The organism is Cupriavidus sp. 21MJTG02-4, from assembly GCF_057798975.1.
In genome coordinates this window covers 425,932-445,108 of sequence record NZ_JBYOJP010000001.1, presented here as the reverse complement: position 1 = coordinate 445,108, position 19,177 = coordinate 425,932, and the positions used below count along the sequence as shown (strand labels likewise).

At 66.3% G+C, this 19,177-nt stretch carries 20 protein-coding genes; 16 read left to right on the top strand and 4 right to left on the bottom strand.

The genetic code is table 11. The annotated features are described in order from the left end of the window. Window positions 1-41: 41 nt before the first annotated feature. From AC3FKH_RS02190 to AC3FKH_RS02175, 4 genes are all read left to right on the top strand, one after another. On the top strand, window positions 42-875 hold the full coding sequence (locus AC3FKH_RS02190) for an IclR family transcriptional regulator (protein ID WP_488672536.1): 834 nt from the start codon (window positions 42-44) through the stop codon (window positions 873-875). Between the two features lie 85 nt (window positions 876-960). After that, entirely contained in the window at window positions 961-1,965 is a 1,005-nt protein-coding gene (locus tag AC3FKH_RS02185; RefSeq protein WP_488672886.1) for a DUF3108 domain-containing protein, read from the top strand. Between the two features lie 52 nt (window positions 1,966-2,017). Then, window positions 2,018-2,866, top strand: a complete 849-nt coding sequence (locus AC3FKH_RS02180) for an alpha/beta fold hydrolase (RefSeq protein ID WP_488672535.1) — start codon at window positions 2,018-2,020, stop codon at window positions 2,864-2,866. Between the two features lie 215 nt (window positions 2,867-3,081). Next, window positions 3,082-3,339 (top strand): BTH_I0359 family protein, encoded by a 258-nt coding sequence (locus tag AC3FKH_RS02175; protein ID WP_011296306.1) that lies wholly within the window; start codon window positions 3,082-3,084, stop codon window positions 3,337-3,339. An 88-nt stretch (window positions 3,340-3,427) separates the two neighbouring features. On the opposite strand, the gene AC3FKH_RS02170 is transcribed toward AC3FKH_RS02175, so the two are convergent. Further along, window positions 3,428-3,820, bottom strand: coding sequence for a rhodanese-like domain-containing protein (locus AC3FKH_RS02170; protein WP_483730946.1), 393 nt, complete (start codon window positions 3,818-3,820; stop codon window positions 3,428-3,430). 176 nt (window positions 3,821-3,996) lie between these two features. Here AC3FKH_RS02170 and AC3FKH_RS02165 point away from each other — a divergent pair, with 176 nt between their 5' ends. The 5 genes from AC3FKH_RS02165 to AC3FKH_RS02145 all read left to right on the top strand — a co-directional run bounded on the left by AC3FKH_RS02165 (window position 3,997) and on the right by AC3FKH_RS02145 (window position 9,769). Continuing rightward, window positions 3,997-5,052 (top strand): homocysteine S-methyltransferase family protein, encoded by a 1,056-nt coding sequence (locus AC3FKH_RS02165; RefSeq protein WP_483730947.1) that lies wholly within the window; start codon window positions 3,997-3,999, stop codon window positions 5,050-5,052. Between the two features lie 17 nt (window positions 5,053-5,069). Continuing rightward, the gene (gene metH / locus AC3FKH_RS02160) at window positions 5,070-7,817 is read left to right on the top strand and encodes a methionine synthase (RefSeq protein WP_488672531.1); all 2,748 of its coding nucleotides are present in this window, start codon (window positions 5,070-5,072) and stop codon (window positions 7,815-7,817) included. 261 nt (window positions 7,818-8,078) lie between these two features. Continuing rightward, window positions 8,079-8,435, top strand: coding sequence for a hypothetical protein (locus tag AC3FKH_RS02155; protein ID WP_488672529.1), 357 nt, complete (start codon window positions 8,079-8,081; stop codon window positions 8,433-8,435). 220 nt (window positions 8,436-8,655) lie between these two features. Further along, window positions 8,656-9,288: a response regulator gene (locus AC3FKH_RS02150; protein ID WP_011296311.1), complete on the top strand. Its 633-nt coding sequence runs from the start codon at window positions 8,656-8,658 to the stop codon at window positions 9,286-9,288. 70 nt (window positions 9,289-9,358) lie between these two features. Then, window positions 9,359-9,769 carry a response regulator gene (locus tag AC3FKH_RS02145; RefSeq protein ID WP_488672527.1) on the top strand — a complete coding sequence of 137 codons (411 nt, stop codon included), beginning with the start codon at window positions 9,359-9,361 and terminating at the stop codon, window positions 9,767-9,769. A 78-nt stretch (window positions 9,770-9,847) separates the two neighbouring features. On the opposite strand, the gene AC3FKH_RS02140 is transcribed toward AC3FKH_RS02145, so the two are convergent. Then, the gene (locus AC3FKH_RS02140) at window positions 9,848-11,254 is read right to left on the bottom strand and encodes a sensor histidine kinase (RefSeq protein ID WP_483730951.1); all 1,407 of its coding nucleotides are present in this window, start codon (window positions 11,252-11,254) and stop codon (window positions 9,848-9,850) included. Between the two features lie 299 nt (window positions 11,255-11,553). Here AC3FKH_RS02140 and AC3FKH_RS02135 point away from each other — a divergent pair, with 299 nt between their 5' ends. Together AC3FKH_RS02135 and AC3FKH_RS02130 are read left to right on the top strand one after the other, a co-directional pair. Beyond that, complete coding sequence (locus tag AC3FKH_RS02135; protein WP_211946877.1) at window positions 11,554-11,718, top strand: DUF1328 domain-containing protein; 165 nt, start codon at window positions 11,554-11,556, stop codon at window positions 11,716-11,718. A gap of 46 nt (window positions 11,719-11,764) precedes the next feature. Beyond that, complete coding sequence (locus AC3FKH_RS02130) at window positions 11,765-12,190, top strand: ElaB/YgaM/YqjD family protein (protein WP_488672524.1); 426 nt, start codon at window positions 11,765-11,767, stop codon at window positions 12,188-12,190. A 180-nt stretch (window positions 12,191-12,370) separates the two neighbouring features. Here the strand turns inward: AC3FKH_RS02130 and AC3FKH_RS02125 are convergent, their stop codons facing one another. After that, entirely contained in the window at window positions 12,371-12,688 is a 318-nt protein-coding gene (locus AC3FKH_RS02125) for a DUF1840 domain-containing protein (protein ID WP_488672522.1), read from the bottom strand. A gap of 287 nt (window positions 12,689-12,975) precedes the next feature. Between AC3FKH_RS02125 and argS the strand changes: the two genes are divergently transcribed. From argS to AC3FKH_RS02100, 5 genes are all read left to right on the top strand, one after another. Beyond that, on the top strand, window positions 12,976-14,763 hold the full coding sequence (argS, locus tag AC3FKH_RS02120) for an arginine--tRNA ligase (protein WP_488672520.1): 1,788 nt from the start codon (window positions 12,976-12,978) through the stop codon (window positions 14,761-14,763). Between the two features lie 122 nt (window positions 14,764-14,885). Then, complete coding sequence (locus AC3FKH_RS02115; protein ID WP_488672519.1) at window positions 14,886-15,641, top strand: SPOR domain-containing protein; 756 nt, start codon at window positions 14,886-14,888, stop codon at window positions 15,639-15,641. Between the two features lie 92 nt (window positions 15,642-15,733). Beyond that, entirely contained in the window at window positions 15,734-16,369 is a 636-nt protein-coding gene (locus tag AC3FKH_RS02110) for a thiol:disulfide interchange protein DsbA/DsbL (RefSeq protein WP_488672517.1), read from the top strand. Between the two features lie 66 nt (window positions 16,370-16,435). Beyond that, window positions 16,436-17,227 carry an SDR family oxidoreductase gene (locus AC3FKH_RS02105; protein ID WP_488672515.1) on the top strand — a complete coding sequence of 264 codons (792 nt, stop codon included), beginning with the start codon at window positions 16,436-16,438 and terminating at the stop codon, window positions 17,225-17,227. Between the two features lie 2 nt (window positions 17,228-17,229). Beyond that, a complete protein-coding gene (locus tag AC3FKH_RS02100) occupies window positions 17,230-18,057 on the top strand; it encodes a helical backbone metal receptor (protein WP_488672514.1) in 828 nt (275 codons plus the stop codon). 13 nt (window positions 18,058-18,070) lie between these two features. On the opposite strand, the gene AC3FKH_RS02095 is transcribed toward AC3FKH_RS02100, so the two are convergent. Then, window positions 18,071-19,147, bottom strand: a complete 1,077-nt coding sequence (locus tag AC3FKH_RS02095; RefSeq protein ID WP_488672512.1) for an MBL fold metallo-hydrolase — start codon at window positions 19,145-19,147, stop codon at window positions 18,071-18,073. Window positions 19,148-19,177: the final 30 nt, after the last annotated feature.

Here is a 19,177-nt window from a genome sequence, read left to right as displayed (position 1 = left end):
ACGCCAACCTTTCTACTCACGGTGCCCAACCCTCGCCGCGCATGACCGAACTTGACGAAGACGACGCCAAGCTGCGCTCCGGTATCCAGTCCATCGAGGTGGGTTTCAAGCTGCTGCAGGCGCTGGCCGCCTCGCCGCGCGCGATGATGCTGCGCGACCTCGCCGCCGCCGCCGAGATGAACCCGGCCAAGGCGCACCGCTACCTGGTCAGCTTCCTGCGCCTGGGCGCGGTGGCGCAGGACCCGGTGAGCGGGCGCTATGACCTGGGGCCGTTCGCCCTGCAGCTTGGGCTGGCCGGCCTGAACCGGCTGGATCCGGTCAAGAAGGCGCGGCCGATCCTGTCGCAGCTGCGCGACGAGATCGACCTGACCGCCGGCATCGCCGTGTGGGGCAACCACGGGCCAACCATCGTGCACTGGGAGGAATCGAGCCATCCGGTCACCGTCAGCCTGCGGCTCGGCGATGTCATGCCGATGCTGAACTCGGCCACCGGCCGCCTGTATGGCGCCTACCTGTCGCGCAAGCAGACCCAGCCGCTGATCGAGCGCGAACTGGCCGCGCGCGGGCAGGATGACGTGCCCGACATTCCGGCCAGCCCCGCTGACTACGACGTTATCTGTGCAGAGGTGCGCGCCCATGGCGCGGCCCGCACGCGCGGCGGCGTGCTGCCTGGCATCAATGCGTTCTCGATGCCGGTGTTCGACGCCAATGGCCACCTCGCCATGGGTTTGATCGTGCTGGGCGCGCAAAGCATATTCGATGCAGAATGGGGTGGTACGGTCGATCGCCGCGTGCGTGAGATCGCCCAACAGCTTTCATCGGAACTCGGCTATCTTGGTGCCGCCCAAACGGCCGGACGGACCGGCCAATCCTGATTCCCGCGCCAGAGCCGGCGCCGACCCGCGCGCCTGGCGGCGGCGGCGCTGGATCCTCGTCATTCTGCTGGTGGTGCTCGTGCACATGCTGGCCGTGATCGGCTTCCTGCGCATGCCTGGGCCACTGATTCCGCTCGATGTGAGCGAGACACCGTCGCTCGAAGCGGTGCTGCTGCCGCCGCCGAAACCGGTACGCCCGCCGCCCCCGATCCCCCAGCCGGAGGCGAAGCCGCGCCCGGCCCCGCCGCAATTGGCACCGCCGCAACCGGCCCCCCCCCAACCGGCACCGAAAGTCGTTGAAACGCCGCCCGAGCCGCCTGCACCCGCCGTGGCGACGTCCGACCGTGGCGTCAAGGAAACCGTGACCGGCCCCGGCGGCGGCGGTGGCGCGCCTGCCGCCGCGCCGACGCCCGCCCCGCCAGCGCCGCCCGGCCCGCCCGCGCAGGAGGGCGAGAAGTACGTCGCGCCGCCGTCGGCCACCATGCATTACGCCAGCTTCGTCAACGGCGTGCAGAACCCGGATGGGCTGATCCGCTGGCAGCAGGATGGCAAGCACTACCGGCTATCGGTCGAGACGCGCGTGCTGTGGTTCCGCTTTGCTTTTCAGAGCAGCGGCGCCATGACGGAGAGCGGGCTGCTGCCCGAACGCTACGAGGAAAACCGGCGCGGCAAGTCCGAGGCCGCGCGTTTCGACCAGGCCGGCGGCACCGTGGCGTTTTCGCCGGGTACGCAGGCAGCATTGCCGCCGGCCGCGCAGGACCGCTTCAGCGTCTTCCTGCAACTGGTCGGCCGGGTACGCGGCAATCCGCAGCGCTATGCGTCGCCAGGCGTCACCGAAACCTTCCAGGTGGCGGATACGCGCGACATGCAACCGATGCAAGTGCAGTATGTTGGAGAAGAGGAGATCGATACTGGCCGCGGCATGGTGCGCGCCAAGCACTTTGTACGGCTCCAGCGGCACGCGGGCGACAAGCGCCGCGTGGAAATCTGGCTGGCGCAGGCGCTTGGATGGATGCCGGTCAGGCTGCGCCAGACCGAGCCGGACGGCACGCAGATCGACCTCGTCTACCGCAGTACCGAGGGCCAGTAATGGCTGCGGCGCTGCCCGCGTTCACACGCCAACCCTTTCAAGGAGTTCCGCCATGACCGCCAGCACCGTAGCCACCGCCTCCGGCGAGACGCATCGCATCCAGGCCGAGGGCGTCGGCCTGCACGTTCGCGTGGACGGTGCCGATGGACCCTGGGTGATTCTCGCGCATGCGCTCGGTGCCAACCATACGCTCTGGGATGCGACCGCGCGCCACCTGTCCACGCGCTATCGCGTGGTGCGCCCGGACATGCGCGGGCATGGCGAAAGCGATGCCCCGGTCGGCCCCTACACCATGATGCGCCTGGCCGACGACGTCGCGGCCATCATGGACGCGCTGCAGATCCCGCAGGCACATTTCTGCGGCATCTCGGTGGGCGGCATGATTGGCCAGACACTGGGCGTGCGCCATGCCGAGCGACTGCTGTCGCTGACGCTCGCGGCCACCATCAGCCACACGCCGCTCGACGCGCACCCGATGTGGCATAACCGCATCGGGCAGGTGGAGGCGCATGGCATGTCCGGACTGGTCGATGCCACGCTGGAGCGCTGGCTGACCGAGCCCTACCGCCAGGCGCATGGGGACGAGGTCGCGCGCATCCGGGCCATGCTGCTGGCCACGCCGGTGCGCGGCTATGTCGGCGTGGGGCAGGCCATCATGGCGTTCGACGTGCGCAGCGCGCTGTCCCGCATCCACTGCCCGACGCTGCTCGTCGCCGGCGAACACGACCAGGGCGCGACGGTGGCGATGGCGCGGTCCATCGCCGAGGCGATTCCCGGCTCGCGGCTCGAAGTCTTGCCGGCGGCGCATCTGGTGTCAATCGAGCAGGCCGAGCGCTTTCAAGCAGCCCTTGACGCCTTCCTTGGCAATGCCGCCTGCGGCGGCCAATGCGACGTTCCATAACGCACAACGCAGTGGTGCCCTATTCTCAAGAAACTTGTTGGTGTTGCCGTTGCCCAACTTACAAAGGCAGAAAACGTTGTATCCGTACGGCGGCTCGCACGCAAAACTTGAAATCGGCGTGGCCGCCCCTAGCTTGGAGGTAAGAACGCGGCGCCCCCGCTCAATTTGCAACAATGAAAGGGCCCGCCGCCAACCATGACGCGAGGAGGTGTGCCATGCAAATGATCTACAACAGCGACAACTACTGCATCGTGGAATTTGGTGCGGATGTCGAGCAAGCGCCTCTCGAATTCGGTGGTTATGAAATCGTCGACAAGAACATGAAGCGCGAGATTTTTCTCGGCGGCAAGCTGGCCGAGAACTTCAGGGCCGATGTGCAGCGGCTGATCGAGAGCGAGCCGTCGGTTGAAGAGGTTGACGATTTTCTCGGGAAGTTCGATACGGTCATGACGCATCCGCTGGTGATGCACTGACGCTCGAACGGATCGCGTCTGATGGTGGTAACGCCCGCGCTTGCGCGGGCGTTTTTGTTTTTTTTAAGCGTCTTCAGGCGTCAATACGTCAGTACTGCTCCCAATCCAACCCTTCATACCGCCATCCGTTCACCGTATTCCGATGCCGCTGCGCATCGAGATCGCCTTCGAATCCGTGCAGCACGTTATAGACGCTTGAGAAGCCCGCGCCCTCCAGCGCGCGCGCCGCAGCGGTGGAGCGATTGCCGCTGCGGCAGATCAGCAGCACGGGGCGCGCTGAAACGTGGCCTGCCAGCTTTTTCACGACCTGCACGAAATGCGGATTCACTTCCCAGTCCGGCCCGTCGTTCCACGGTACGTTGTGCGCACCTTTGGGGTGGCCGACGAACAGGTATTCCATTTCGCTGCGGCAATCGATAAACAGCGTGTCGGGGGATTCCAGCAGCAAGTTCTGGGCGTCGGCGGGGCTGAGATGTTCCATGGCAGGGCGCGGGAGCCGGCAGGAATGCCGGACGATGGTGATCCGATGGTGACTGTTACGCCTCTCAGTGTAGGTCCGCAGCGCGCGCACAGGCAACCTCCGGCGCCCGCAAGGCCTTGATACACCTGATAAAATCGCCCTCTTGACGATTTGTCCCGCCTTTCACTGTCCCCGCCATGAGTGCCCCTGACCAACCCTCCGTGCGTCCCTTTACCCGGGCTGCAAACCTGCCCCGGCTGCTGCGCGAGCGCATCCTGATCCTGGACGGCGCCATGGGCACCATGATCCAGCGCTACAAGCTCACCGAGGCCGACTACCGCGGCGCGCGCTTCACGGAACACAAGGTGGACGTGAAGGGCAACAACGAACTGCTGCTGCTCACGCGCCCGCAGGTCATCAGCGAGATCCACGAGCAGTACCTCGCTGCCGGCGCGGACATCATCGAGACCAATACTTTCGGTGCCACCAGCGTGGCGCAGGAAGACTACAAGATGGCCGAGCTGGCGTACGAGATGAACGTCGAGGCAGCAAAGCTCGCGCGCGCGGCCTGCGACAAGTACAGCACGCCGGACAAGCCGCGCTTCGTCGCCGGCGCGTTCGGCCCGACGCCGAAGACCGCGAGCATCTCGCCCGACGTGAATGACCCGGGCGCGCGCAATGTCACCTTCGAGCAACTGCGCGAGTCCTACTACGAGCAGGGCAAGGGTTTGCTCGAAGGCGGCGCCGATGTGTTCCTGGTGGAAACGATCTTCGACACGCTTAACGCCAAGGCCTGCCTGTTTGCCATCGACCAGCTGTTCGAGGACACCGGCGAACGACTGCCCGTGATGATCTCCGGCACCGTGACCGATGCCTCCGGCCGCATTCTCTCGGGCCAGACCGTGGAAGCGTTCTGGAACAGCCTGCGCCACGTGAAGCCCGTCACCTTCGGCCTGAACTGCGCGCTCGGCGCGACGCTGATGCGACCGTATATCGCCGAGCTGGCGAAGGTATGCGACGTGGCGATTTCCTGCTATCCGAACGCCGGCCTGCCCAATCCGATGAGCGATACCGGCTTCGACGAAACGCCGGAAGTCACTTCGTCGCTGGTGGAAGAATTTGCCGCCTCCGGGCTGGTGAACCTGGTGGGCGGCTGCTGCGGCACCACGCCCGAACACATTGCCGCGATCGCCCAGCGCGTGGCCAACAAGACCCCGCGCACCTGGCCGGGCCAGTACAGCGAAGCCGCCTGAGCCAGCGAGAAGAACCCATGAGCACGAACCAACTGCCCCCGCGCCCGATGCGCCTGTCCGGCCTGGAGCCGTTCACGATCGACGACGACACGCTCTTCGTCAACGTCGGCGAACGGACCAACGTCACGGGCTCCAAAGCCTTCGCCCGCATGATCCTCAACGGCCAGTTCGACGAGGCGCTGGCCGTGGCCCGCCAGCAGGTCGAGAACGGCGCGCAGATCATCGACATCAACATGGACGAGGCCATGCTGGATTCGAAAGCGGCCATGGTCCGCTTCCTGAACCTGATCGCCTCCGAGCCGGACATCGCGCGCGTGCCGATCATGATCGACTCCTCCAAGTGGGAAGTGATCGAGGCCGGCCTGCAGTGTGTGCAGGGCAAGCCCGTGGTGAACTCGATCTCGCTGAAGGAAGGCGAGGAGCAGTTCCGCCACCACGCCGAACTGATCCGCCGCTACGGTGCCGCCACCGTGGTGATGGCCTTCGACGAGCAGGGCCAGGCCGACACGTTCGCGCGCAAGACCGAGATCTGCAAGCGCAGCTATGACTTCCTGGTGAACGAGGTCGGCTTCCCGCCCGAGGACATCATCTTCGACCCGAACATCTTCGCGGTGGCCACCGGTATCGAGGAACACAACAACTACGCGGTGGACTTCATCGAAGCCACGGCCTGGATCAAGCAGAACCTGCCGTATGCGAAGGTGAGCGGCGGCGTGTCGAACGTGTCGTTCTCGTTCCGCGGCAACGACCTGGTGCGCGAGGCGATCCACACCGTGTTCCTGTACCACGCCGTCAAGGCCGGCATGGACATGGGCATCGTCAACGCCGGCCAGCTCGGCGTGTACGACCAGCTCGATCCCGAGTTGCGCGAGCGCGTGGAAGACGTGGTGCTCAACCGCCGCGATGACGCAACCGACCGCCTGCTGGAAATCGCCGATCGCTTCAAGGGTGGCGGTGCCAAGCGCGAAGAGAACCTGGCCTGGCGCGGCACGCCGGAAGCCCCGGTGTCGGTGGGCGAGCGGCTGGCGCATGCGCTGGTGCACGGTATCACCAATTTCATCGTCGATGACACGGAAGAAGCCCGCCAGCAGATCGCCGCGCGCGGCGGACGTCCGATCGAGGTGATCGAAGGCCCGCTGATGGATGGCATGAACATCGTCGGCGACCTGTTCGGCGCGGGCAAGATGTTCCTGCCGCAGGTGGTCAAGAGCGCGCGCGTGATGAAGCAGGCGGTGGCCCACCTGCTGCCGTTCATCGAGGAAGAGAAGCGCAAGCTGGCCGACGCCGGCGGCGACGTGCGCTCGCGCGGCAAGATCGTCATCGCGACCGTGAAGGGCGATGTGCACGACATCGGCAAGAACATCGTGTCGGTGGTGCTCCAGTGCAATAACTTCGAAGTGGTGAACATGGGCGTGATGGTCCCGTGCAACGAGATCCTGGCCAAGGCCAAGGTCGAGGGCGCGGACATCGTCGGCCTGTCGGGGCTGATCACGCCGTCGCTCGAAGAAATGGCCTATGTCGCATCGGAAATGCAGCGCGACGACTATTTCCGCGTGAAGAAGATTCCGCTGCTGATCGGCGGCGCGACCACGTCGCGCGTGCATACGGCGGTGAAGATCGCGCCGAACTACGAAGGCCCGGTGGTGTACGTGCCGGACGCTTCGCGCTCGGTCAGCGTGGCATCGAGCCTGCTGTCGGACGAAGGCGCTACGAAGTATCTCGACGAACTGAAGAGCGACTACGACCGCATCCGCGCGCAGCACGCGGGCAAGAAGGCATTGCCGATGGTGACGCTGGCCGAGGCCCGTGCCAACAAGACGCCGATCGACTGGAGCGGCTACGTGCCGCCGAAGCCGAAGTTCATCGGCCGGCGCGTGTTCCGCAACTACGACCTCGCGGAACTGGCCAGATTCATCGACTGGGGCCCGTTCTTCCAGACCTGGGACCTGGCCGGCAAATTCCCGGACATCCTCAACGACGAGATCGTCGGCGAGTCCGCGCGCAAGGTCTACTCGGATGGCAAGGCCATGCTGTCGCGCCTGATCCAGGGCCGCTGGCTGACCGCCAATGGCGTGATGGCGCTGCTGCCGGCCAACACCGTCAACGACGACGACATCGAGATCTACACCGACGAAACCCGCAGCAAGGTTGCCCTCACGTGGCACAACGTGCGCCAGCAGAGCGAGCGTCCGGTGGTGGACGGCGTACGCCGTCCCAACCGCTGCCTGTCTGATTTCATCGCGCCCAAGGCCTCGGGCGTGGCGGACTACATCGGGCTGTTCGCGGTGACGGCCGGTATCGGCGTCGACAAGAAGGAAGCCCAGTTCGAAGCCGACCACGACGACTACAGCGCCATCATGCTGAAGGCACTGGCCGACCGCTTCGCCGAAGGCTTTGCCGAATGCCTTCACCAGCGTGTGCGCACCGACCTTTGGGGCTACGACGCCGCCGAGCACCTGAGCAACGACGAACTGATTGCCGAGAAGTACCGCGGCATCCGCCCGGCGCCCGGCTACCCGGCCTGCCCGGAGCACACCGTCAAGGGCCCGATGTTCAGCTTCCTCGACTGCGCGGAGATCGGCATGGGCATTACCGAAGCGCTGGCGATGACGCCGGCGGCCTCGGTCAGCGGCTTCTACCTGTCGCATCCGGACTCGACCTACTTCACGATCGGCAAGATCGGCCAGGACCAGCTCGACGACATGGCGGCCCGCCGCCACGAGGACCGCAATGCCGTGGCGCGCGCGCTGGCGCCCAACCTGTAACGGCATGCGTCGCGCGGGCACCGCGAACGTGCGGTGCCCGAATCGCGCAGGTCTCTGATGCAGCAGGGAATTTGCCTTGCATTGCAGCATCGGCCGTTCCCGGGCGGCGGTAGCGCCGCTTCACAACTCCTTACACTGCATTGCAATCGCTCACAGACCGGGAGCGGATGCGTCCCTAGACTCGGTTCCAAGTTCACGTGAACAACAGCGTGGATGCCGCGGCGAATGTTTCGCAGCGGATCACCTGAAAGGAGCCCTTCCATGAAGAAACTGCTGATCTCCCTGTCCGTCCTGTCGATCGCTGCTGCTTCGTCGCTGGCCATGGCGCAAGGCACCGGTACCACCACGGGCAACCCCGGCGTCAGGGCCGACGTCGGTGCCGCCGTGAACGCGCCGGCTCCGACAGCCGGCGGGGCGCAAGCGGGCGTGGGTGCGTCGACCTCTCTGGACAAGGGCCACGCCGCCACGCCGGCCACACCGGCCGAGCCGGCTGACCCGGCCAAGGCCGATTCCGGCAAGGGCAAGTCAAAGCACAGCGCCAAGTCGCACAAGAAGGACAAGTCTGACGCCTCCCTGGGGGCCAGCGCAGGCGCCGAAGCGGGTGCCAAGACCCAATAAGCCAAAGCGCGGGCCGGCCCAGCCGGCTTGATGCAACGCAGCAAAACGGGACGGACCTCCAGCCGTCCCGTTTTGCTTTGGTGCGTGCGGTTGTCGCCGGGCGGCGCAATGTCAGCCTGACACTGACAGTCCGCGGCGCGTTGCGGCACTACAATGCTTACACAGCAAGCGGTTCCGCCTGCACCCGTCTTTGGGCGAAAGCCCCCACAGTGGAGCCATGATGATCCGCGTCCTGATCGCTGATGATCACGAGATTGTTCGCGCAGGGCTGCGCCAGTTCCTTGCTGATGAACCTGATATCCAGGTCACCGGAGAGGCCGGTAGCGGCGACGAAGTCATGGCGCAATTGCGCGATGGCGAATTCGACGTGCTGGTGCTCGACATCTCGATGCCCGAACGCAATGGCATCGACGTGCTCAAGCTGATTCGCCAGCGCAAGCCGGACCTGCCGGTGCTGATCCTGTCTACCTATCCCGAAGACCAGTACGCGATCAACCTGATTCGCGCCGGCGCTTCGGGCTACCTTACCAAGGAAAGCGCGCCGGATGACCTGGTCAAGGCTATCCGCACCGTGGCACAAGGCCGGCGCTACGTCAGCGCAGCCGTGGCGGACCTGCTGATCGGCGGCCTCGACAAGCCGACCGAGCAGCCGGTGCACCAGATGTTGTCGGAGCGTGAGTTCCAGATTTTCTGCAAGCTGTCGCGCGGCCAGTCGGTATCGGTGATCGCAGACGAACTCTTCCTGAGCGTGAAGACCGTCAGCACTTACCGTTCACGCATTCTGGAGAAAATGGGCATGAAGACCAACGCGGATCTGACCTACTACGCCATCAAGAACGGCCTGGTCGAATAGATCAAGCGATCTCGTCGCGCAGGGCTGGCTGGCGCGATGGGGCAACCCCATCACCGGACGTAGTTGACGAATGTCGGAGCAGGCTTCGAACCCCTCATACCGGGCACTGCGCGTTCTTCTGATCGAAGACTCGGCAGTGCTGCGCGGCATGCTCCTCGAGTACCTGAGCGACTTTCCATATGTGCAGAGCGTCGACTGGGCCGATACCGAGGCCATGGCACTGCGCATGCTCGCCAACGGCCAGCCGTATGACGTGGTGATCGTCGACCTGCAGCTGCGCCAGGGCAATGGCATCAATGTGCTGAGCGCCATGAAGAGCAAGGGCTTGCCCGGCATGCGGATCGTGTACACCAACCACGCGCAGGTCTCCATGTACCGGCGCCAGTGCGCCGAGGCCGGGGCCGACTATTTTTTCGACAAGTCGCTCGAACTCGAGCAGGTGTTCCGCGTGATCGAGGAACACGCGGCGGGCGCTGCCTGACCCTGCCTGACCTCTGCCTGACCTGCTTCCCAGGGCGTCCCGCCTTCCTCGCCCTGCCTTGCCGCTTGCGCTGACTGGCTATTCCGGCTGGGTCTCGGCCGGCTCCTCCGCCGGTGCCAGCACCGACGCGGTGAGCGGCACCTCCACGCGGATGCTGACGCCGGTATTGGGCGACGACACGATCTCCATGCTGCCGCCGAGCGCCGTCACGCGCTGCTCCATGCCAAGCAGGCCATGGTGTCCGGCCGTGCTGCCGGCATCGAAATCGGGCGGCAGGCCCTTGCCATCGTCGTGGATCGTCAGCGTGAGCTGCGTCTCCGTGTGGCCCAGCGACAGGCGGATATGGGTCGCCTCCGAATACTTGCTGGCATTGGTGAACGATTCCTGGGCGATCCGATAGAGCGCAATCGCGGCATCGTCGCGCAGGCGCGGGAGGTCGTCGGGAATGCTGACTTCGGACTCCCAGTGATTGCGGCCGGCGACGTCCTCGACGAGCTGGCACAGCGCCGCCCGCAGCCCCAGGTTGAGCAGCACGGTCGGCCGCAGGTCTTCGATCAGGCGGCGCTTGATCTGGATGCCCTGGTCCACGTGGAGCATCACGCGCGTCAGCTTGTCCGCGGCTTCCGGGTGGCTCTCCTGCACGCGCCGGCGGACCCAGTGGAGGTCCAGCTTGATGGCGGTGAGGATGGCGCCGAGTTCGTCGTGCAGCTCGCGCGCCAGGCGCGTCTTCTCGTCTTCCGTCACGCGCTGCAGGTGACCGGCGAGCGCCGACAGCTGGCGCGTGCGCGCGCGCACCTTGCGGTCGAGCCGCAGGCCTTCTTCTTCCGCCTGCGAGCGCGCGGCTTCGGACATGGTCAGGCGCTTGGCGTGGCCCAGGCCCACCGCGATCAGCAGCACGATATTGATGGCCGTCAGCAGGCCGATGCCGTAACGCGACAACTGCACGTCGCGCTCCGCGCCCACCAGCCGATGGGCGACGGTCTCCGCTTCGCGCGCCTGGAGCTGGTCCAGGCCGCGGCGCGCGTTGTCCATGGTCTGCTTGCCGTAGTCGGTGCGCACCAGGTCCAGCGCCACCATCAGGTCGCGCTTGCCGTACAGCAGCGTCAGCGCCATTTCATTGAGCTTGCTGCTGATCTGCTTGGACGTGTCGCCGAACAGCCTGAGGCCTTCTTCGTCAGTGGCGTAGTCCGCGCGGATGCTTGCCGTCAGGTCGGCGATGCGCGGCAGGGCTTTGTAGTAGGGCTCCAGATACGTGTCCTTGCCGGTCAGCAGGAAGCCGCGCTCGCCGGCCTCCGCATTGACCAGCTCGCCATGGAGCGCGGCCAGATGCGTCTGCAGGCGCTGCGAGCGGATGACATCGTTGTAGCTCTCGCGCAGGCGGATATTGCCGGTTTCGGAGGCGACCAGTACCGCCAGGGTCAGCAGGATGCCGCCGGCGAGCAGCAGGGTATGGGGCAGGAAGGACTGCTTGAACTGCTTGAGCATGAGGCAATTCCTCGGTGGGGCGCTTGCCGCCGGGAGCGGCCATGGGATCACATACTCACGGCGAGGTCAACCTGCGACTGTGTCCCCGGCCACGTCTCGAAGGACCTTCGGCGAGCCGGAAATACGGTCGCGGACGGCACTGTAGGACTTGGCTGACAGCGGAATCGGCCCGCTTTCGGTGTCTGTGCCGGGGACGGCTTCCTACGATGAGGCTATGAGCTTGCACGTCACCGCGCAAGTCCTAACCGGCGATGCTGCCCGTCCGGCGGGCAGCTGTCGCCACCATCGGGAGTTCAGTCATGCTGCAATATGCACTCGTCTTTTTCGTAATCGCGCTGATCGCCGCGGTGTTCGGCTTTGGCGGTATTGCTGCCGGCGCCGTGGAGATCGCCAAGATCCTGTTCTTCATCTTCCTGATCGTGGCCCTGGTCGCCGCCGTGATGGGTCTGGTCCGCAGGCGGTGACGCGTGACGTGTCCCGAACCGTGCCCTGAGACTTAGGAGTAGCCCTATGCTGACGCAGAACCCGAAAGTCCGGAAGGAAATCACCCACCTCGCCGATAGCGCCGACAGTACGATTCGCCGGATCCGGCACGCGGCACGCGACACGCGCGATGCCGCCGGCCCGATCTCGGACGAAGTGAAATCCCTGATCGCGCAACTTCAGCACACCATCGAAGTGCTGGCCACCGAAGGATCCGAGCAGAGCCTGAGCGCCGGGCGCCGCCTGCGCGAACGGGCCAGCGAAATGACCGATCGCCTGCGCGCGCAGGCCGGCGACAGTGTGACGCACGTTCGCGAGCGCATGGATGGTGCGGTCGTGCAGGCACAGCAGCGCGTGGCCGAGTCCCCGCTCAAGGCGGTCGGCCTGGCCGCCGCGATCGGTGCGCTGATCGGCCTGTTGCTGGCAACGCGTAATGGGAGTAGCAGGGAGTAGCTCGCTGCGGTCGTCCGCGGGCAGGCGCGACGGCCGGTGGCAACGTTCCCCCCTTGTCCGGAAGACATCCACGTTCCGGAAGCCTGGCCCCGCTGAGGCGGCGCCAGGCGTTTTTTTGTTGGCCACAGGCGTCGTTACGATGCCGCGTTCTGCTGTGGCGAGACGCCGCCCTGATTGCCGTCAGACGCCCCAGAGCACATCCACGCCTTCCTTCTGCGAGGCGCGCAGCATGTCGAGGAACGGGTAGGCACGCTGGCCGAGGTGCAGCGGTTCGTCCTCATCGTCATGCTTGTCTTCGTTGACGGCGGATTCCGCGGGGTGATTGCGCTTGGCGTCGCTCACGGCGGCTTCCAGCTTCTGGATCGCGCGTGGCATCTCTTCCGTGGTGATCACCCCCCGCTCTCCGAGATGCTTGCCGATGATGCCCAGGAGCGTCACGGCCAGATCCCTCATCATGATCAGGTCTTGCGCGGCGTGGGATTTAAAGGTGATCAGCATGATGTTGTTTCCTTTTACGGACATGCATGACGCGGTTTCCCGGGGGCGGGAGCGGCCGCGCGGATTGTGGCTCTTGCGAGCCGCGCGCATGATGTCAGCATAGCACCTGATAAAATTCCGCGTTTCCGAATTCCTTTGCCGGTCACGCGGCGCGGCGTTCACTTGCGCGCCGCTTCGTTCGGCTCCGCGGCGCCTTGCCCGTGGCTTTACGCCGGCATTGCCGGCTGGGCTCCCGGGCGCCGTCGCGCCGCCTGCCAGACTTACTGCCCACCAGGGCTTTGACATCCATGCTGCCTGTTCAGACCTCCAATCTTGCCGCTGCGTTCACCGATGCGGTGCGCGCGCTCGCTCCGGCCGACGCGGCCCTGCCGGCCGTGACCTTCGAGCGGCCCAAGGCCGCCGCCCACGGCGACCTGGCGTGCAACATCGCCATGCAGGTGGCACGCGCGCTCAAGAGCAATCCGCGCGAACTGGCGCAGCGCATCGTGGCGGCGGTCCAGGCCGATCCGCGCGCGGCCGGCCTGGTCGCGGCCATGGAAATCGCCGGCCCCGGCTTCATCAACCTGCGCCTGACGCCGGAGGCCAAGGCCGACGTGCTGCGCGCGGTACTGAACCAGGGCGACCGGTACGGCGCGCAGGAACGTGGCATGCATGGCAACGTGCTGGTCGAGTTCGTTTCGGCCAATCCGACCGGCCCGCTGCACGTCGGCCACGGCCGCCAGGCCGCGCTCGGCGATGCGCTCGCCAACCTGCTCTCCTGGCAGGGCTACGACGTGCACCGCGAGTTCTACTACAACGATGCCGGCGTGCAGATCCAGAACCTGGCCGTGTCGGTGCAGGCGCGTGCGCGCGGCTTCAAGCCCGGCGACGCCAACTGGCCGGAAGCTGCCTATAACGGCGACTACATCGCCGACATCGCCGCCGACTTCCTGGCCGGCAAGACCGTGAGCGCCTCGGACGGCCAACCGGTCACCGCATCGGGCAATCCCGAGGATGTCGACTCGATCCGCAAGTTCGCGGTGACCTACCTGCGCAACGAGCAGGACATCGACCTGCAGGCCTTCGGCGTCAAGTTCGACCGCTACTACCTGGAGTCGTCGCTGTACACCGACGGCCGCGTGGAAGCCGCGGTGCAGGGGCTGGTCGCCAAGGGCAAGACGTACGAGAGCGAGGGCGCGCTGTGGCTGCGCACCACCGACGACGGCGACGACAAGGACCGGGTCATGAAGAAGACCGACGGTACCTACACCTACTTCGTGCCGGACGTGGCCTACCACACCACCAAGTGGGAGCGCGGCTTCAGCAAGGTCATCAACGTGCAGGGCAGCGACCACCACGGCACCATCGCCCGCGTGCGCGCCGGGCTGCAGGGCCTGGACATTGGCATCCCCAAGGGCTACCCCGACTACGTGCTGCACAAGATGGTCACCGTGATGAAGAACGGCGAGGAGGTGAAGATCTCCAAGCGTGCCGGCTCCTACGTGACCGTGCGCGACCTGATCGAATGGTCCAACGGTGGCGACGAAACCATCCGCGGCTGCCTGGACGCGGGCGTGTCCGACTGGCCCGCGCACTTCACGCGCGGACGCGACGCGGTGCGCTTCTTCCTGCTGTCGCGCAAGGCCGATACCGAGTTCGTGTTCGACGTGGACCTGGCGCTCAAGCAGAACGACGAGAACCCGGTGTACTACGTGCAGTACGCCCATGCGCGCATCTGCTCGATCTTCGAATCGTGGGGCGGCGCCGAGTGGGAAGGCCGCCTGGCCGAACTGGCCGGCACCGACCTGGCCGCCGTCACCGGCGCCGACGTCAGCCCGCAGGCACTGGCACTGGGCCAGCGCCTGGCCGAGTTCCCCGAGATGCTGGCCGCCGCCGCGGGCGAACTGGCACCGCACGCGGTCGCGTTCTACCTGCGCGACCTGGCGGGCGATTTCCATGCGTTCTACAACACCGACCGCGTGCTGGTCGACGACGAATCGGTCAAGCGCGCGCGCCTGGCACTGCTGGCGGCCACGCGCCAGGTGCTGCGCAACGGCCTGGCGGTGATCGGCGTCTCGGCGCCTCGTCGCATGTAAGCATGTAGGCCAGGACGCGACCGCAAGACCAGGCCGGAGAGGGAAGGGCCGCCCGCGCCGCGGCCGGTGCCTGCGCGGGCGGCGCTGGCACTATAATCTCCCGGCAACACCTAAGAGGACTTATGCAACAGCAACGCAAGCGCGATGCGCGTAGTGCCCGCCGCAGCCAGCAGCGCGGTGGAACGTTCCTGGGCCTGGTGCTCGGGCTGATCGTCGGGCTGGCCATCGCCGTGGTGGTCGCCCTGTACATCACCAAGTCGCCGGCGCCGTTCCAGCAGAAGAATGCGCCGCGGCCGGCCGCCGAGCCGGGCAACGTGGCCAGCACGCTGCCCAGCCCCACGCAATCCCAGTCCCAGCAGGAAGGCCCGGCCGACCCGAACAAGCCGCTGTGGAGCAAGACCCCGGCCAAGCCGGTCGGCCAGCCCGCGCCCGAGGCGCCATCGCAGCAAGCGGCGCCCGACCGGAGCAACGGCGATCGGCAGCCGCCGGTAGCCGTGGCGCGTCCGGCGGAAAAGCCGGCCGAGAAGCCGGCTGAGAAGCCGGCTGAAAAGCCCGCCGAGAAGCCCCTCGCCATGAACAAGCCGGTCGAGAAGCCGGTGGCGGATCCGATTGCCGAGATCGCCCAGGCCGATGCCAACAAGGTCGGCTACCTGCTGCAGGTGGGTGCGTTCCGCTCGTCGGACGACGCCGACCGGCAGAAGGCCAATCTTGCCATGCAGGGCTTCGAGGCCAGGATTACCGACCGCGATGTCAATGGCGTCAAGATGTACCGCGTGCGGATCGGTCCGTACAACCGCATCGAGGACATGAACAAGGCGCGCGACCGGCTGCAGTCGGCCGGCTTCGACGCCTCGGTGATCCGCTTTACCAAGCAGTAACGCGCTGTAACCCCCAGGGCCGGCGGCCCGCTGAACCGGATGCCGCCGCCGTTGTCATACGCTCATCGCCCAACCCGGAAAGCCGCTCCAAGATGAAGAAACTCGCCGCACTGATTGCCACGTTTGCCGCTGTCGGCGGCCTGCTGATGACCGCCCCCGCCCAGGCGGCGCCCACCGAAGGCAAGGAATACCAGGTGCTGAAGGCGCCGCAGCCCGTGCCGGCCGGCAAGATCGAGGTTACCGAGTTTTTCTGGTATGGCTGCCCGCACTGCTTTGACTTCGAGCCCGAGCTCGAGGCCTGGGTCAAGAAGCAGGGCAAGGATGTCGTGTTCAAGCGCGTGCCGGTAGCCTTCCGCGACGACCTGCTGCCGCACACCAAGATCTTCTATGCGCTGGAGTCCCTCGGCAAGCTGGACGCCATGCACGCCAAGGTCTTCAATGCGATCCACGTCGACCGCAAGCGCATGCTGGACCCGAACGAGATCGCCGACTTCATGGCCAAGAACGGCATCGACCGCAAGGCGTTCCTGGATGCCTACAACTCGTTCTCGGTGACCACCAACGCGCAACGCGCCAACAAGATCGCCGACGCCTACAAGGTAGATGGCGTGCCGACCGTGGTGGTCCAGGGCAAGTACGAGACCTCGCCGTCCATCGCGGGCACCAAGACCGGCGCGATCCAGGCCATGGATTACCTGGTGACGCAGGTCCGCGACAAGAAGCTCTGAGCGGTATTCCCGAAGGCCGGTACGGTTGCGTACCGGCCTTTTTTCATTTGAGCCTCCGGTAGACCGATGCGCCCCCTGAAAGTCTTTCTTACCGGCGCCTCCAGCGGCCTGGGCCAGGCGCTGGCACGCGAGTATGCGCAGCAAGGCGCCATCCTGGGCCTGGTGGCGCGGCGCGAGGACGCCTTGCGCGATCTGGCCGGGAGCCTGCCCAATCCGGGGGCGGTCCATGTCTATGCCGCCGATGTGCGCGATGCCGACGCCATGGCGCGGGCCGCGCAGGATTTCCTGGACCGCATCGGCGTGCCCGACGTGGTCATCGCCAACGCCGGGGTATCGGTCGGCACCGTAGCCAGCGAGCGCGAGGACCTGGAGGTCTTCCGCATGGTCATGGACACCAATTGGTTCGGCATGCTGACCACGTTCCAGCCGTTCCTGCAGCCGATGCATGACCGCGAACCGGGCGCCGGCGGCTGGCGCGGCACGCTGGTGGGCATTGCCAGCGTGGCGGGCGTGCGCGGGCTGCCCGGCGGCGGCGCCTACAGCGCGTCCAAGTCGGCGGTGATCAAGCTGCTGGAAAGCCTGCGGCTGGAGCAGCGGCGCCATGGCATCCGCGTGGTGACCATCGCACCCGGCTATATCCGTACGCCGATGACGGCGCACAACCCTTACCGCATGCCGTTCCTGACCGATGCCGATGTGTTCGCGCGCAAGGCCGTGCGCGCGATTGCGGCGGGAAGCCGCTTCCGGGTGATTCCGTGGCAGATGGGCGTGGTCGCGTCGCTGATGCACGTGATGCCGCGCTGGCTCTACGACGCGCTGGCCGCCAAGGCGCCCCGCAAACCGCGCGGCGGCAACTAGGCATGTGGCGCGACGCCATCGGCCAGCAACACGCCGCCGCCAGCGGCGACGTCCGCATTGCCTCGCTGGTGCCGTCAGTGACCGAACTGCTGTTCGCGCTGGAGCTGGGCGGCCAGATGGTGGCGCGCACGGGTTTCTGCATCCATCCCGAGCCGGAAGTGCGCGCGGTGGCCAAGGTCGGCGGCACCAAGGACGTGAAGCTCGACCGCCTGCGCGCGCTAGCGCCCACGCATGTGGTGGTCAATATCGACGAGAACCGGCGTGAAACCGTGGACGAGATCCGCCGCTTCGTGCCGAACGTGATCGTCACGCATCCGTGCGCGCCGGAAGACAATGTGGCGCTGTACCGGCTGCTGGGTGGCATCTTCGGACGGCAGCCCCAGGCGCAGGCGCTGTGTGCCGCGCTGCAGGCGGAGCTGGACGCTGTGCGTGCCCGCGCATGGCCGGCGCGCAAGGTGCTCTACGCCATCTGGCAGGACCCTTGGATGACGGTGTCGCGCGACACCTATATCAGCCGCATGCTGGCGCTGGTGAACTGGCAGACCTGGCCGGAAGACGTGCCGCAGGCCTGCGCGGACGGCGACTGCAGCCGTCCCAACACGGCGGGGGAACGCTATCCGAGCTTCCGCTGGAGCGATGCGCTGGTGCGCGGGCTCGACGAGGTGCTGCTGTCCACCGAGCCCTACCGCTTCACCGAAGACCATGCCGATGCGCTGGAGCGGCAGCTCGGCAAGCCGGTGCAGTTGGTCGATGGGGAGATGCTGTCGTGGTATGGCAGCCGGGCGATCGAGGGTGTGCGCTATCTTGCCGCGCTGGCGGCGCGCGGCTGAGCGCTTTCCGGCTTCAGGCCGCCCGGAACCGGATCACCCCGTCATCCCCGAATTCCCGCACCAGTTCCCCGCGATGCCACAGCGCATGCAGGTGCGCCAGCGACTCGCCCATGGCGAACGTCATCTGGTGGATATCGAACTGGCGCTTGAAGATCACGCCGACGATGTCGTGCGCGCTGCAAGGCTTCTCGCGGCAGGCTTCCAGCGTTTCGGCCAGGCGGTCCACATGGTGCTCGCGCAGCTGCGTGATGCGCGTATGCAGGTTGCGGAAGGGGCGCCCGTGCGACGGCAGGATCAGCACGTCGTCGGGCAGGTCCTGGTACTTGCCGAGCGAATCGAGGTAGAGCTGCAGCGAATTGGCTTCCGGCTCCATGTCAAACACGCTGACATTGGTCGAGATGCGCGGCAACACCATGTCGCCCGAGATCAGCACGTTGGTGGCGGCGTTGTACAGCGCCACGTGCTCGGGCGAATGGCCAAAGCCGGTGATCACGCGCCAGCCGGCGGTGGCCGGGTCGGCGCCGATGGCGACGGTGTCGCCGTCCATCAGGCGGCGGTATCGCGTGGGCAGGTCCGGCACCAGCGACGGATAGTAGGTCTTGCGGGCGCGCAGCTTCTCCTGGCTGTCGGGGTCGGTCAGGCCATGGAGCGCGAAGTGCTCGGCCGCGAGTTCGCCGCCGGCGCTGGAGCCCGCGCCGGTGCCGCTGCCCATCACGCGGGCGCTCATGTAGTCGCCCAGGCTCATCCAAAGCCGCACGTCGAAGCGCTTGCACAGCCAGTGCGCCAGGCCGACGTGGTCGGGGTGGCTGTGCGTGACCAGCACGCGCAGCACCGGCAGGCCTTCGAGTTCGTTGGCGAAGATGGTTTCCCAGTGCGCCTTGATGGTGTCGTTGGTGATGCCGCAATCGATGATGGTCCAGCCGTCCCGGCCGTCGATCCGGTCGCGCAGCAGCCACAGGTTGATGTGGTCCAGCGCGAACGGCAGCGGCATGCGCAGCCAGTAGACGCCGGGCGCCACTTCCTGCTTTGTGCCGGGCTCGGGCATGGTGTCCGCGAACGGGTATTGGAGCTGATGTTCGAGTGCGTTCATGAGGAGTCTCGTCGTCGAAGCCCTGCGCCG

Bases quoted from the DNA above. Each gene is read 5' to 3' on its own strand.
- AC3FKH_RS02190 (WP_488672536.1), top strand. From the start codon at position 42: ATGACCGAACTTGACGAAGACGACGCCAAGCTGCGCTCCGGTATCCAG.
- AC3FKH_RS02185 (WP_488672886.1), top strand. From the start codon at position 961: ATGCTGGCCGTGATCGGCTTCCTGCGCATGCCTGGGCCACTGATTCCG.
- AC3FKH_RS02180 (WP_488672535.1), top strand. From the start codon at position 2,018: ATGACCGCCAGCACCGTAGCCACCGCCTCCGGCGAGACGCATCGCATC.
- AC3FKH_RS02175 (WP_011296306.1), top strand. From the start codon at position 3,082: ATGCAAATGATCTACAACAGCGACAACTACTGCATCGTGGAATTTGGT.
- AC3FKH_RS02170 (WP_483730946.1), bottom strand. From the start codon at position 3,820: ATGGAACATCTCAGCCCCGCCGACGCCCAGAACTTGCTGCTGGAATCC.
- AC3FKH_RS02165 (WP_483730947.1), top strand. From the start codon at position 3,997: ATGAGTGCCCCTGACCAACCCTCCGTGCGTCCCTTTACCCGGGCTGCA.
- metH (WP_488672531.1), top strand. From the start codon at position 5,070: ATGAGCACGAACCAACTGCCCCCGCGCCCGATGCGCCTGTCCGGCCTG.
- AC3FKH_RS02155 (WP_488672529.1), top strand. From the start codon at position 8,079: ATGAAGAAACTGCTGATCTCCCTGTCCGTCCTGTCGATCGCTGCTGCT.
- AC3FKH_RS02150 (WP_011296311.1), top strand. From the start codon at position 8,656: ATGATCCGCGTCCTGATCGCTGATGATCACGAGATTGTTCGCGCAGGG.
- AC3FKH_RS02145 (WP_488672527.1), top strand. From the start codon at position 9,359: ATGTCGGAGCAGGCTTCGAACCCCTCATACCGGGCACTGCGCGTTCTT.
- AC3FKH_RS02140 (WP_483730951.1), bottom strand. From the start codon at position 11,254: ATGCTCAAGCAGTTCAAGCAGTCCTTCCTGCCCCATACCCTGCTGCTC.
- AC3FKH_RS02135 (WP_211946877.1), top strand. From the start codon at position 11,554: ATGCTGCAATATGCACTCGTCTTTTTCGTAATCGCGCTGATCGCCGCG.
- AC3FKH_RS02130 (WP_488672524.1), top strand. From the start codon at position 11,765: ATGCTGACGCAGAACCCGAAAGTCCGGAAGGAAATCACCCACCTCGCC.
- AC3FKH_RS02125 (WP_488672522.1), bottom strand. From the start codon at position 12,688: ATGCTGATCACCTTTAAATCCCACGCCGCGCAAGACCTGATCATGATG.
- argS (WP_488672520.1), top strand. From the start codon at position 12,976: ATGCTGCCTGTTCAGACCTCCAATCTTGCCGCTGCGTTCACCGATGCG.
- AC3FKH_RS02115 (WP_488672519.1), top strand. From the start codon at position 14,886: ATGCAACAGCAACGCAAGCGCGATGCGCGTAGTGCCCGCCGCAGCCAG.
- AC3FKH_RS02110 (WP_488672517.1), top strand. From the start codon at position 15,734: ATGAAGAAACTCGCCGCACTGATTGCCACGTTTGCCGCTGTCGGCGGC.
- AC3FKH_RS02105 (WP_488672515.1), top strand. From the start codon at position 16,436: ATGCGCCCCCTGAAAGTCTTTCTTACCGGCGCCTCCAGCGGCCTGGGC.
- AC3FKH_RS02100 (WP_488672514.1), top strand. From the start codon at position 17,230: ATGTGGCGCGACGCCATCGGCCAGCAACACGCCGCCGCCAGCGGCGAC.
- AC3FKH_RS02095 (WP_488672512.1), bottom strand. From the start codon at position 19,147: ATGAACGCACTCGAACATCAGCTCCAATACCCGTTCGCGGACACCATG.